The following is a 13,087-nucleotide window of genomic DNA, read 5'->3' as shown; positions in this document are numbered from 1 at the left end:
TTCCGTCTACTCCAAAGGGACACAGATGAGTTCATCTCCCCCATCAGCGCCAGAGCCCGCCAGCCCCGGGCACGGCCAGGCCAGCAAGACGCGCAGGCAGCGCCGCGTCCGCCGCCGCATCGCGGGCGGGCTCGCGCTTCTGGTGGGTCTCGTCGGAGCCGGCTTCCTCGCCTCGGCCCTCACCCCCGAGCCGCAGATCGCGACCGCGAACGAGGACAAGTCGGCACTGATCCGCGAAGGTCAGCAGCTGTATGACACCTCGTGCATCACCTGCCACGGCGCGAACCTGCAGGGTGTGCAGGATCGTGGCCCGAGCCTGATCGGCGTCGGCGAGGCCGCGGTGTACTTCCAGGTGTCCTCCGGTCGTATGCCGATGACGCGCAACGAGGCCCAGGCCGAGCGCAAGCCCGCCAAGTTCGACGCCCACCAGACCGACGCCATCGGCGCCTACGTGGCCGCCAACGGTGGCGGTCCGTCGGTGATCCGCGATGCCGACGGTTCGATCGCCCAGGAATCGCTGCGTGGCGCGGATATCGCCCGCGGTAGTGAGCTGTTCCGCATGAACTGCGCCTCCTGCCACAACTTCACCGGTCGTGGCGGTGCGCTGTCGTCGGGTAAGTACGCGCCGCCGCTCGAGCCCGCCTCCGAGCAGCAGATCTACGCCGCGATGCTGACCGGCCCGCAGAACATGCCGAAGTTCTCCGACCGGCAGCTGAGCCCGGAAGAGAAGCGCGACATCGTCGCCTACGTCAAGGACTCGGTGGAGGCCAACTCGCCCGGCGGCTACGGCCTCGGCGGCTTCGGCCCCGCGACCGAAGGCCTGGCCATCTGGGTGGTCGGCATCGTGCTGACCGTCGGCGCCGCGATGTGGATCGGATCGAGGTCATGACAGACGACAAGGAGCGAGACGACATGGGGCGCCCGGATGAGGGATCCAGTGCCGAGCTGTCGAAGAAGACGGTGAAGCCCACCGGTCACGCCGCCGCGGAGCCCACCGAGGCCGAGCTGGACGCGATGACGCGGGACGAGCTGGTCGAACTCGGCACCAAGATGGACGGCGTCGACGTCGCCTACCGGCGTGAGCGGTTCCCGGTTCCGGGTACCCGCGCCGAGAAGCGCGCCGAGCGTCAGGTGGCGCTGTGGTTCGCCATCTCCGGTCTGGCCGCGGCCGCACTGGTCGGTGTCTACCTGTTCTGGCCGTGGGAGTACAAGGGCAAGGAGTCCGAAGGACACGGCCTGTACTCGCTGGCCACGCCGCTCTACGGCATCACCTTCGGTGTCTCGATCCTCGCGATCGGCATCGCGGTCGTGCTGATCCGCAAGAAGTTCATCCCGGCCGAACTGTCCATCCAGGAGCGCCACGACGGTCGCTCCAGCGAGGTCGACCGCCGGACGCTGGTCGCCCAGCTGTCCGATGCGGGGGAAACCTCAACGCTGGGTCGTCGCAAGCTGATCACCCGCACCGCGGGGGCCGGTCTCGGCGTCGTCGGTCTCGGATCGGCCGCGCTGTTCGTCGGCGGCATGATCAAGAACCCGTGGGCCAAGGGCGACAAGTCGCCGCTGTGGGTCTCGGGCTGGACCCCGGACTGGGAGGGCCAGACCATCTACCTGCGCCGCGACACCGGCCGTCCCCAGGACATCGTGCTGGTGCGCCCGGAGGATCTGGACGCGGGTGCCATGGAGACGGTGTTCCCGTGGAAGGAAGCCTGGCGTGGGGATGAGCACGAGACCCTGCAGTCGCTGCGCGGTATTCGCAACGCCGTCATGCTGATCCGGCTGCGCACCGAAGACGCGCAGAAGGCCATCAAGCGTAAGGGCCAGGAGAGCTTCAACTTCGGCGACTACTTCGCCTACTCGAAGATCTGCACCCACCTCGGCTGCCCGACCTCGCTCTACGAGCAGCAGACCAACCGGATCCTGTGCCCCTGCCACCAGTCGCAGTTCTCGGCGACCGAGTGGGGTAAGCCAGTCTTCGGTCCTGCCGCGCGCGCGCTGCCGCAGCTGCCGATCACCGTCAACTCCGAGGGCTTCCTGGTCGCCGCGAGCGACTTCATCGAGCCGCTCGGCCCGGCCTTCTGGGAGCGTCGTTCATGAGTTCTGGAACAGCAATCGGCCGGAAGGTCGGTGCCCAAGCCGACGCCGTGGACGAGCGGTACCGCGCCGCCGCGTTCATGCGCCGGTCGATCAACAAGGTCTTCCCGACCCACTGGTCGTTCCTGCTCGGTGAGATCGCGCTGTATGCGTTCATCATCCTGCTGCTGTCGGGTGTGTACCTGACGCTGTACTTCGACCCGTCGATGAGCCACGTCGTCTATGACGGCTCGTACCAGCCGCTGCGCGGTGTCGGTATGTCGCGGGCCTATGAGACGGCGCTGAACATCTCCTTCGAGGTGCGCGGTGGCCTGTTCGTGCGTCAGGTGCATCACTGGGCGGCGCTGCTGTTCGCGGCCTCGATCATCGTGCACCTGCTGCGCATCTTCTTCACCGGTGCGTTCCGCAAGCCGCGTGAGGCGAACTGGGTGATCGGTTCGCTGCTGCTGATCATGGCGATGTTCGAAGGCTTCTTCGGTTACTCGCTGCCCGACGACCTGCTCTCGGGTACCGGTCTGCGGGCCGCGTTCTCCGGTATCACCATCGGTGTGCCGGTGGTGGGTACCTGGTTGCACTGGTTGATGTTCGGCGGCGACTTCCCCGGCGAGATCATCATCCCGCGCCTCTACATCGCGCACGTGCTGCTGTTCCCCGGCATCATGCTTGCGCTGATCGCGGCACACGTGGCCATCGTCTGGTACCAGAAGCACACCCAGTACCCCGGCCCCGGCCGGACCGAGAACAACGTCGTCGGTGCCCGCATCGTGCCGGTGTTCGCCGCGGATCAGGGCGCGTTCTTCGCCTTCACCCTCGGCTTCGTCGGCATCATGGGTGGTGTCCTGCAGATCAACCCGATCTGGAATATCGGGCCCTACAACCCGTCGCAGGTCTCGGCCGGTTCACAGCCCGACTTCTACATGATGTGGACCGACGGTTTGGCGCGTCTGATGCCGCCGTGGGAGCTCTACCTGGGTCGCTACACGATCCCAGCAGTGTTCTGGGTCGCGTTGATCATGGGTCTGGTGTTCACACTGCTGATCGCCTACCCGTGGATCGAGAAGCGGCTGACCAAGGACACCGCCAACCACAACCTGCTGCAGCGTCCGCGTGACGTTCCGGTGCGTACCGCGATCGGTGCCATGGCGATCACCTTCTACGTGATCTTGACCCTGGCCTGCGTCAACGACATCATCGCGCTGAAGTTCAACATCTCGCTGAACGCGACCACCTGGGTCGGTCGTATCGGTCTGCTGCTCGGGCCGCCGATCGCGTACTTCCTGACCTACCGGTTCTGCCTGGGCTTGCAGCGCAGTGACCGGGAGGTGCTCGAGCACGGCATCGAGACCGGTGTGATCAAGCGGCTGCCGCACGGTGAGTACATCGAGGTGCACCAGCCGCTGGGTCCGGTCGACGAGCACGGCCACCCGATCCCGCTGGAGTATCAGGGTGCCGTGGTGCCCAAGAAGATGAACCAGCTCGGTTCGGCCGGCCAGCCCGGCACCGGCAGCTTCCTGCGGGCCGACCCCTGGCAGGAAAGCGAGCAGCACTTCGCCACCGAGCTGGCCGAAGAGCACAAGCAGCTCGCCGTCCTGCAGAAGGCACAGGACGACGCCAACGGCAATGGTGGCAAGCACAGTCACTGATCGCTGATCGCGAAGCAGGCCCCGAGTCGGATGCGACTCGGGGCCTGCTTTCGGTTATGGGCCGAGTGGTTCTCAGCGGCGGCGCGATGCCTCGATGGCCTCGTATTTGGCCAGGTTGTGGCGGGCGTCGGCCAGCGCATCATGGGCGTCGGTGGGTACCGGCGGCAGATCCGGCCGCCCGTGCGCGTCCCAGTGCTGACGGAGCTCGTTGGTGTAGCGCGGCAGTGCGGGCGGCAGGTCCACCATCGACCCCCACAGCTGGCACAGCACCACGTGGTCGTAGGCCCCCACCCAGGCCCACAGCTCCGGTCGCACCGTCGGGCGCGGCACCAGGAACTTGTAGAGCTCGTCGCGGATCTGCCTGCGGCTGCGCCACAGTGGCGACGCCGGGGACGGCAGCTTGGGCAACACGTTCTTACGCACCCACGGCCCGGCGCGATCGGCATCGAATTCGGTGGATACGGCATAGTATTCGCGGCCGTCCTCGCTGACCACCGCGATCGATACGAGGTCGATCACCTTTCCGTCCTCGATGAATTCCGCGTCATAGAAGTACTTCACAAAGCCGGTCTCCTCCCGAAACTTGGTCCGCCCGAGGGTACGGCCTGGTGGTATGCCGACCGAACGACGGCCTGCCCGAACACCGGACGCGGTCACCGGGACCGCGGCCGGAGCGAGAAGTTGGCTGCGCGGATGCCCGTCGCCGGGAGCGGGTCCGTATTCTGAACGGGTGAACTGGACCGTCGACGTACCCATCGATCGTTTGCCCGAGCTGCCGCCGCTGCCGGAGCAGCTGCGCAGACGGCTGGACGACGCGCTGGCCCGGCCCGCTCTGCAGCAGCCGTCCTGGGATGCCGGACAGGCGGCGAAGATGCGGACCGTACTGGAGAGCGTCCCGCCGATCTGCGTGCCCGCCGAGGTGGAGGAGCTGCGTGAGCGGCTCGCCGAGGTGGCGCGCGGCGAGGCGTTCCTGCTCCAGGGCGGTGACTGCGCGGAGACCTTCGCCGACAACACCGAGCCGCATATCCGCGGAAATATCCGCACCCTGCTGCAAATGGCGGTGGTGCTCACCTACGGCGCGAGCCTGCCGGTGGTGAAGGTGGCGCGGATCGCGGGCCAGTACGCGAAGCCGCGCTCCTCCGACACCGATTCGCTCGGCCTGCGGTCCTACCGCGGCGATATGGTCAATTCACTTGCCGCCGACGCGGCGCTGCGCGAGCACGACCCCTCACGGCTGGTGCGCGCCTACGCCAATGCCAGCGCCGCGATGAACCTGGTGCGCGCGCTGACCGGCGCGGGCATGGCCGACCTGCACCGGGTGCACGACTGGAACCGCGATTTCGTCGCCCAGTCCCCGGCAGGCGCCCGCTATGAGGCGCTGGCCGGCGAGATCGACCGCGGCCTGCGGTTCATGACCGCCTGCCGGGTCAACGATCCGAGCCTGCAGTCCGCGCGCATCTACGCCAGCCACGAGGCCCTGGTACTCGACTACGAGCGCGCCATGCTGCGCCTGGGGGAGAGCCCCGCGACCGGTGAGCCGGTGCTCTACGACCTGTCGGCGCACTTCCTGTGGATCGGGGAGCGCACCCGTCAGCTCGAAGGCGCGCACATCGCGTTCGCGGAACTGCTGGCGAACCCGATCGGCCTCAAGATCGGGCCCACCACCACGCCAGATCAGGCCGTGGAGTACGTCGAGCGGCTCGATCCGAACAATGAGCCCGGCCGGTTGACCATCGTGTCGCGGATGGGCAACGGCAAGGTCCGCGAGGCCCTGCCGCCGATCATCGAGAAGGTCCAGGCCACCGGTCACCAGGTGATCTGGCAGTGCGATCCGATGCACGGCAACACCCACGAATCGTCCACCGGTTTCAAGACCCGCCACTTCGACCGCATTGTCGACGAGGTGCAGGGCTTCTTCGAGGTGCACCACGCCCTCGGCACCCACCCCGGGGGCCTGCATATCGAGCTGACCGGCGAGGACGTCACCGAATGCCTCGGCGGCGCCCAGGACATCTCCGACCTGGATCTGTCCGGACGATATGAGACCGCGTGCGACCCGCGCCTGAACACCCAGCAGTCGCTGGAGCTGGCGTTCCTGGTCGCGGAAATGCTGCGCTGAGCCCGGGCGCCGGTGCGCCTCGCCATTGTGCGAGGCGCACCAGCGCTGCCGCAGGGCAGACAGTGTCCGTTCGGCAGACCGATCTCTGCCGAGTCGATCAGAACGGTTCGGCCGCCGCGCGGCGCAGGACCTCGCGGGCCAGTGGGCCGTGCAGTGCCTCGACCGGCTTACCCGGCAGCGAATCGTCGTCGGTGAAGATCCATTCCAGGATCTCCTCGTCGGTGTATTTGGCATCACGCATGACGGTGATCAGCCCGGGAAGGAACCTGGTCACCTCGCCGTTCTCGTCGAAGAACAGCTCCGGAACACCGGCGACACCGTCGCGGCGGACGGCAAGGAGTTGATGGTCGCGCAGCATCTGATGCACCCTGGTCACCACGATGCCGAGCCGTTCTGCCACATCGGGTAGTGGCAACAGGGTCACCGAGGCGGGCAGAACATCGTCACTGCAGGGAAATGCGCTCACCCGGATAACGGTAGACGCTGCCACTCACCACGTCGTGAGACACCCGGGGGCGATCGGTCGATACCATCGTGGGGGCCGCAGGGCGCGGCTGCTCTTGTCGCGCGCAGCGAGGGGTGGAGAGGGTTTGTGAAAGCCGGAGGACATCAATTGATCGGCCACATGCTGGAAGGGCGCTACCGCATCGATGCGCCGATCGCTCGGGGTGGGATGTCCATGGTGTTCCGCGGCGAGGACACCCGTCTGGATCGCCCGGTCGCCATCAAGGTGATGGATCCCAAATTCGCCGGAGATCCGCAGTTCCTGTCCCGTTTCGAGTTCGAGGCCCGCGCGGTCGCCAAGCTCAAGCACCCGTCGCTGGTCGCGGTGTACGACCAGGGCGTCGACGGCGATCATCCGTTCCTGATCATGGAGTTGGTCGAGGGCGGCACCCTGCGTGAGCTGCTGCGCGAACGCGGTCCCATGCCGCCGCATGCGGTGCGCGCGGTGGCCGAACCGGTGCTGGCCGCGATCGGCGTCGCGCACGCGGCCGGACTGGTGCACCGAGACGTCAAACCGGAGAACGTGCTGATCTCCGATTCCGGCGAGGTCAAGATCGCCGACTTCGGGCTGGTGCGTGCGGTGGCTGCGGCCAATACCACTTCGGCGAGCGTCATCCTCGGCACTGCCGCCTATCTGTCGCCGGAACAGGTCACCTCCGGTACCGCGGACGCCCGCAGTGACGTGTACTCCTTCGGCACCCTGATCTTCGAGCTGCTCACCGGGCAGGTCCCGTTCACCGGCGACACCTCCCTGTCGGTGGCCTATCAGCGCATCGAGAAGGATGTGCCGAGCCCGAGCCAGTTCATCGCCGGTGTCCCGCCGGAATTCGACGCACTCATCGCCCGGGCCACCGCCCGCGAGCCCTCGCACCGGTTCGCCGACGCCAACGAGATGGTCGCCGAGCTGCGCGCGATCAGCGCGGCGCTGGAGTTGCCCGACTACCGGGTGCCCGCGCCGCGGGAGTCGGCCGAACATCTCAGCTCCTCCTACCGGGCGATCCCGCCGCCGGACGGCGCCCGGCCGCCCGAGCCGCGCCCGCATCCTGCGCCCGCCCCACCGCAGCACACCAAGGTGGTGACCGCACAGCGCCCGCGCACCGAGTTCGGCGCACCGCCACCGCCGCCGCAGCAGCTGCGGCCGCACCCTCAGCCAGCGCCTGCGGCCTATGTCGACGAACGGCAGCGCTCCCGGCGCACCGCCGCCGTGTGGATCGCCATCGTCGCGGTGCTGACGCTGCTGGTCGGTCTCGGCGGCTGGTGGCTCGGTGTCGGACGGTACGAGGCTGTGCCGAGCATCGCGGGCATGGACGTCGACCGCGCCACCTCGGTGCTCAGTAGTGCCGGATTCGAGACCACGACCCGGGAGAAGGCGTCCGACACCATCCCGGTGGGCGGTGTGGTCGGTAGTGATCCGTCGGCGGGTTCACGGGTCACCAAGGGCTCGACGGTCGCGGTGCTGATCTCCAGCGGTAAACCACGGGTTCCCGAGCTGACGCCCGGCGCCGATATCTCCGAGGTGAACCAGCTGATCCGGGACCAGGGGTTGCAGCCGGTGAACGCCGGTGCGGCGTCGAGCGCCGCGCCGGAGGGCACCTTCGCCAAGACCGATCCCGCGCCTGGCACGGTGCTGCCGATGGGCGCGCAGGTGAAGGTGTACAGCAGCAAGGGTTCGCAGCCGGTGGAATTGCCCGACCTGCGCGGCAAGACCACTGCCGAAGCCGAGCAGATGCTCACCGAACTCGGCATCACCGTCGGCGAGCACCGCCCCCAGTTCGACCGCAGCGTCGCCGCGGGCCAGGTCGTCGGCACCGATCCCGAGGCGGGCACCACGGTCGACGCGGGCACCTCGGTGGTGCTGCTGATCTCCGACGCCGTCAAGATGCCCGAGGTGCTCGGCAAGTCGGTCGCCGAAGCCCGCGAGGTTCTCGAAGGTCTGGGTCTGACGGTTCAGGTCCGTCAGCTGGCTCCGTTGGACTCCTCGGTGGTGGTCTCGCAGACTCCGGCCATGAACGCGAACGTCCAGGCCGGCGCGACGGTCACCATCGTCGCGCTGCCCTGATCGGCCGAACCCCCGGGGCCTGGTCCTGGTGGCGACGAACCTCCGCCGTCCCGGCCTTGTCCGAAACGCCGCGCGGGTGGATTGTGATGTACCGGGTAGGGCTGGGGACGGTGTTCGAGGAGGAAATGGCTGATGGTGCGAGGCACCGTGCGATGGTTCGACCGTGAGAAGGGGTTCGGGTTCATAGCCCGGACCGGCGGGGATGACGTGTTCGTCGAGTACTCGGTGATCCTGGGTGAGGGGTTCCGGTCGCTCGAGGCAGGACAACAGGTGGAGTTCGACGTGGAGGAGGCCCGGCGCGGGCCGGAGGCCAGGGCGGTGCGTCCGGTCTGAGGGCCCTCAGCGGCCGATCAGGTAGGCGCCTGCGGCGACGCGCAGCCTGCGATGGACCGGCACGATGGCGCGCTGTTCGAAGACGGCGAAATCGCAGTCCTCGATGCGGTCGAGAATCGCGGCGTACAGGTTGGCTGCGGTACGAATGGCGGGCCGCACCCGCGGTTGCAGCAGGTCGATACCGGGTGTCGCGGTGCGGTAGAGGGCCCGGTTGACGGCGATGAGATGGGCGAGCGCACGGCGGACCCGCCGGTCGGTGGAGCCGGTGCGGCGGCAGTGGCGCAGTAGCTCGGCGTCGACTCCGAACGCGGCGAGTGCGTCGGCGGGCAGATAGATCCGGCCGCGATCGAGATCCTCGCCGACATCGCGCAGGAAATTCGTGAGCTGAAAGGCATTGCCGAGTGCGGCCGCCGCGGGCTCGGCCTCGGCGACCGGAACGACCGTACCGAGCACCGGAAGCAGTTGCAGCCCGATCGCCGCGGCCGAACCACGCATATACCGGTTGAGTTCGGCCATATCGGCGTACCGGTCGCGGAACTGCGGCATGCCGGGGATATCCATGCGCATGGAATCCAGGAACGTCCAGAAGTGTTCGGGAGCAATGTGATACTGCCGGATGGTGTCGGTGAGCGCGAGCAGTATCGCGCTGTGCCGGTGGTGTTCGGCGGTCTGGACGGGAGCGGCGGTGATCGGATCAGCCGAGGCGATGGCCGCGCGCAATCGGGCCTCGATCGAGTCGATCTGCGCGGCGAGCAGGCGGGCCTGCGCCGCACCGTCGTCGACGATGTCGTCCACCATGCGGGCGAAGGCGTACAGCGCGTGCACGGCCGGTCGCCGTTCGGTCGAGAGCAGGCGGGTGGCCAGGAAATAGGTGCGGCCGTGTTCGGCGGCGATGCGGCGGCACAGCCGGTAGGCGTCGGCAAGCTCGACAGGACCGCAATACCGCAGGTGATCGGTCATGAGCGCCGAGGGCGCGGCGGTGCGGTCGGGCCCTCGGGCCGTCTCAGTACCGGTCATGGGTAACGGGCTCGGCCGGTGCCGCGACCGTGCGGGTTTTGCGCAGGTGCAGCGGATCGACCGTACGCAGCGACAGCGCCGCCACCACCGCAGCGAACGTCGCGGCCGCCACATGCCAGAAGTTGTACAACCCGATCGCGCCGCCGGGCTGGAACACCAGCATCAACCAGGTGCACAAGCCCACCAGCACCATGAGCGTCCTGGTGGACAGCGCGAACGCGGCGGCCAGCGCCAGCGGCCACGAGTAGTACCAGGGCAGCGCGGCGGGGGACAGGATGACGATCGCGACAAAGGCGATGAGGATGCCGAGCACGGCCTCCCGCTCGCTGTGCCGGAAACGCCACCAGGTCCACGCCAGCGTCGCCACCAGCGCCACCGCACACAATGCGCGCGTCACCACGAGTACCGGATCGAACGGCAGCGGGCCGATCCAGGTCATGCCGTGCGCCATGATGGTCGGCAGCGACAGCCAGTTGATGATCTTCTTCGAGCCGGACAGGGCCGTCAGCCAGCCGATGCCGACACCGGCGGCCGCGGACGCGAGTACGAAGACCGCGGCGAACACGCACAGGCCGAGGCCTGCGATCTTGGCGAACAGCAGGGTGGGATGGGGCAGCGTCGCGCCGGATTCCTTCGGCGCCTGCTCCGCACGCCGTTCGCGTTCGTGCAGCATCCAGATCCACACCAGGAACGGCAGGGCGATACCGGCAGTGGCCTTGATGGCTACAGCGACCGCGACGACGACGATGCCGAGCACATGCCTGCGTTCGAGGACCAGCGCGATACCGGCGCACATCAGACCGACCATCAGCAGTTCGTTGTGCACGCCGCCGATGAGGTGGATCAGCACCAGCGGGTTGAGCACCGCCAGCCACAGCGCGACGGTGGGCTTACCGCCGAGATGTTTGGTCAGGTACGGGATGGCCCACATCATCAACGCCAGGCCCGGCAGCATGACCAGCCGCAGCGCGATGGTCCCTGCCACGACATTGTCGTCGGTGATCGAGGTGATCGCCCGGCCGATCAGCAGGAAGATCGGGCCGTACGGGGCGGTGGTCGTGGTCCAGACGGTGCTGACATTGTCGAGCAGTACACCGGGATTGGCGACCGGCCCGACCTTGTACGGATCGAAACCGTCACGCAGCAGCGCGCCCTGTGCCAGGTACGAGTAGGCGTCCTGGCTGAACATCGGCACGGCGAACAGCATCGGGAAGACCCAGATGCCGACGATCGCGCGCAGCTCGTTCAACGTGACGCCCGCACCGGAGTAGTTGCCGCGGCCGAGCGTGGCCCGGCCCAGGCGCACCCAGGCGGTGATCATCATCAGCACGCCGATCCAGATGAAGATCGTCGACAGCGCGTAGCCGTGCCCGAAGCGCAACCAGGACAGGTGCATCGCTTCCAGCAGCGGATCGCGTTTGCGGACGGCGCCCGCGCCGAAACCGCCGAAGGTGATCATGATCGCGCCGACGAGGCCGAGCAGCGCCGCATGTCCCTCGGGACTGCGGGCGAAGTCGGCCGTGGTGCGCAGCCAGGACCGCAGTGTCTGCGGGCTGCCCGCGATCGGCGCGGTGGTTGTGGTGGGTCGTGTCGCGGGCTTCGGGGACACGGTGGCCGGTACCGGGGTAGTCACTTGGGCAGTCGTTTCCGGGGGTGGCATGTGGTGTCGTTCCCCCCGGTTGTGGTCGGCGGTCGCAACCGCGAGCTGATAGGTCGGCGCTTAGTTTACGGCTTGTTCGCGCGGGGCTGTCCCGATGGTGCGCGGGGTTTCGTTTCGGCGGGGTTTCTCGGTGCCGATGATGCGGTTTGCCGCGAGTTTTCCGGACAGCAGCGCGGTCGGTACACCGACGCCTGGCGTGGTGCCACAACCTGCGATAACCACGTTGTCGCTGCCGCGCGGCAGATTGCGTGGCCGGAACGGGCCGGTCTGGCGGAAAAGGTGGGCCGCGGAGAACGGCGTGCCGCTCAGCATGCCCTGATCGAGCCAGGTCTGGGGTGTGTCGAGGTGGTCGAGCCGGAAGTGCTCGGCGATGCCGTGATAGCCGCGGTGCTCCAGTACTGCGAGCAGCTCGCGCAGGTAGGCCGGGCCGAGTGCGGGCCAGTCCAGCGGCGCCGAATCCAGGTTCGGGCAGGGGGCCAGCAGCGAGAACGGCTCGTAGCGGCCGTCGGCGCGGTCGAGGTACAGGCCGGGGTCCGACAGTGCGGGCCTGGTCAGCAGCAGCGAGGGATCGCTCATCAACCGGCCGCCGCGGGGTGCGGCGATCTCGGCGAAGGTGCGTTTCCAGGCGTCGCCGAAGTCGATGGTGTGATGGGCCTGGATCGGCCAGGTCGCGGCGACGGCGGCCGGGATGGTGCCGTGGGCGACCACTGCGGACGGCGAGGCCCGCAGACCACGCCTGCGGCGCAGCCCGAAGCGCTCGATATCGCCGAGATCGGCGGTGACGACCACCGCATCACAGTCGCGGGCCGTCCCGTCGGCGAGCCGGACCCGGCGGGCTCGCCGGCCCGCGTAATCGATACCGGTGACTTCCGCGCCGAGTTCCAGCCGCCCACCGGCGGCGACCAGCGCCGCGGCCATCGTCTCGGCGACCGCGCGCATCCCGCCCTCGGGGAAATAGACCCCGAGCGAGGTGTCCATATGCGGGATGGCCCCGTAGACGGCCAGCGCCTGATTCGGCGGCATGCCCGCATAGAGGGCCTGGAAGGTGAACAGCCTGGTGAGCCGGGGATCGCGGAGGAAATGGCGCACCCGTGGCCCGAGCCGGCCGAATCCGCCCAGCCGCACCAGGTCCAGCAGTGCGGCGCGCTTGTCCGGCAGCCGCACCATATCCAGCGGCGAGTCGAAGTTGGTGTCCATGAACTCGCCGAACTCGGCGCGGTAGATCTTGGCGAGCCACTCGCGCAAGCGCCGGTAGCGCCCGGCCTCGTCGGGGCCGCAGGTCCGCGCGACCTCGGCTGCCATATCGTCCGGGTCGGCATAGACGCGGATATCGGAGCCGTCGGCGAAGCGAGCGTGGTACGACGGCGCGAGCTGGTGGATACGCAGCGGTGTGCCTGCCGAATCGCGGTCGTGTCCGACGGCGGCCAGTGCGTCGTCGATCAGTTCGGGCAGCGTCAAGACCGTTGCACCGGAATCGATCTCGTAATCGTCGAAGCGATAGCGGCCGACCCGGCCGCCGACGTGATCGGCTCGCTCCAGCACGGTGACGCTGCGCCCGGAGCCTTGCAGATACAGTGCGGCCGCCAGCCCGGCCAGTCCGGCGCCTACCACCACGACCCGATCGGTCGGGGCCGTCACGGTCCGCATACTGCACCGGCGAA

Annotated in this window: 11 protein-coding genes; 6 read left to right on the top strand and 5 right to left on the bottom strand. The window is 68.2% G+C overall.

Translation table 11 applies throughout. From position 1 onward, the window contains the following. Positions 1-25 precede the first annotated feature (25 nt). Genes ACFXNW_RS13310 through ACFXNW_RS13300 form a run of 3 tightly spaced genes read left to right on the top strand, consistent with a single transcriptional unit; the run spans position 26 to position 3,734 of the window. Positions 26-889 (top strand): c-type cytochrome, encoded by an 864-nt coding sequence (locus tag ACFXNW_RS13310; protein ID WP_379417885.1) that lies wholly within the window; start codon positions 26-28, stop codon positions 887-889. Then, positions 886-2,094 (top strand): ubiquinol-cytochrome c reductase iron-sulfur subunit, encoded by a 1,209-nt coding sequence (locus tag ACFXNW_RS13305; RefSeq protein ID WP_379417884.1) that lies wholly within the window; start codon positions 886-888, stop codon positions 2,092-2,094. The genes ACFXNW_RS13310 and ACFXNW_RS13305 overlap by 4 nt, the downstream gene beginning before the upstream one ends. Further along, the gene (locus ACFXNW_RS13300) at positions 2,091-3,734 is read left to right on the top strand and encodes a cytochrome bc complex cytochrome b subunit (protein WP_379417883.1); all 1,644 of its coding nucleotides are present in this window, start codon (positions 2,091-2,093) and stop codon (positions 3,732-3,734) included. Before ACFXNW_RS13305 ends, ACFXNW_RS13300 begins: the two co-directional genes overlap by 4 nt. A gap of 72 nt (positions 3,735-3,806) precedes the next feature. Here the strand turns inward: ACFXNW_RS13300 and ACFXNW_RS13295 are convergent, their stop codons facing one another. Beyond that, entirely contained in the window at positions 3,807-4,295 is a 489-nt protein-coding gene (locus ACFXNW_RS13295) for a polyadenylate-specific 3'-exoribonuclease AS (RefSeq protein ID WP_379417882.1), read from the bottom strand. 169 nt (positions 4,296-4,464) lie between these two features. On the opposite strand from ACFXNW_RS13295, the gene ACFXNW_RS13290 reads away from it, so the two are divergent. After that, a complete protein-coding gene (locus ACFXNW_RS13290; RefSeq protein ID WP_379417881.1) occupies positions 4,465-5,853 on the top strand; it encodes a class II 3-deoxy-7-phosphoheptulonate synthase in 1,389 nt (462 codons plus the stop codon). Between the two features lie 97 nt (positions 5,854-5,950). Here ACFXNW_RS13290 and ACFXNW_RS13285 read toward each other — a convergent pair whose 3' ends face one another. Beyond that, positions 5,951-6,319, bottom strand: coding sequence for an Rv2175c family DNA-binding protein (locus ACFXNW_RS13285; RefSeq protein ID WP_379417880.1), 369 nt, complete (start codon positions 6,317-6,319; stop codon positions 5,951-5,953). A gap of 159 nt (positions 6,320-6,478) precedes the next feature. Here ACFXNW_RS13285 and pknB point away from each other — a divergent pair, with 159 nt between their 5' ends. Both pknB and ACFXNW_RS13275 read left to right on the top strand, forming a co-directional pair. Further along, positions 6,479-8,416 carry a Stk1 family PASTA domain-containing Ser/Thr kinase gene (pknB, locus tag ACFXNW_RS13280; protein ID WP_379418143.1) on the top strand — a complete coding sequence of 646 codons (1,938 nt, stop codon included), beginning with the start codon at positions 6,479-6,481 and terminating at the stop codon, positions 8,414-8,416. Positions 8,417-8,548: 132 nt separating this feature from the next. Further along, positions 8,549-8,749, top strand: coding sequence for a cold-shock protein (locus ACFXNW_RS13275; protein ID WP_379417879.1), 201 nt, complete (start codon positions 8,549-8,551; stop codon positions 8,747-8,749). A 6-nt stretch (positions 8,750-8,755) separates the two neighbouring features. On the opposite strand, the gene ACFXNW_RS13270 is transcribed toward ACFXNW_RS13275, so the two are convergent. Genes ACFXNW_RS13270 through crtI form a run of 3 tightly spaced genes read right to left on the bottom strand, consistent with a single transcriptional unit; the run spans position 8,756 to position 13,073 of the window. Beyond that, positions 8,756-9,709, bottom strand: a complete 954-nt coding sequence (locus ACFXNW_RS13270) for a phytoene/squalene synthase family protein (RefSeq protein ID WP_379418142.1) — start codon at positions 9,707-9,709, stop codon at positions 8,756-8,758. Between the two features lie 43 nt (positions 9,710-9,752). Further along, positions 9,753-11,426 carry an alpha-(1->6)-mannopyranosyltransferase A gene (locus ACFXNW_RS13265; protein WP_379417878.1) on the bottom strand — a complete coding sequence of 558 codons (1,674 nt, stop codon included), beginning with the start codon at positions 11,424-11,426 and terminating at the stop codon, positions 9,753-9,755. A gap of 60 nt (positions 11,427-11,486) precedes the next feature. Beyond that, the gene (crtI, locus tag ACFXNW_RS13260; protein ID WP_379417877.1) at positions 11,487-13,073 is read right to left on the bottom strand and encodes a phytoene desaturase family protein; all 1,587 of its coding nucleotides are present in this window, start codon (positions 13,071-13,073) and stop codon (positions 11,487-11,489) included. Positions 13,074-13,087 lie beyond the last annotated feature (14 nt).

The organism is Nocardia sp. NPDC059180 (assembly GCF_042754945.1).
Classification (GTDB): Bacteria; Actinomycetota; Actinomycetes; order Mycobacteriales; family Mycobacteriaceae; genus Nocardia.
This window is presented reverse-complemented; position numbering and strand designations above follow the sequence as displayed.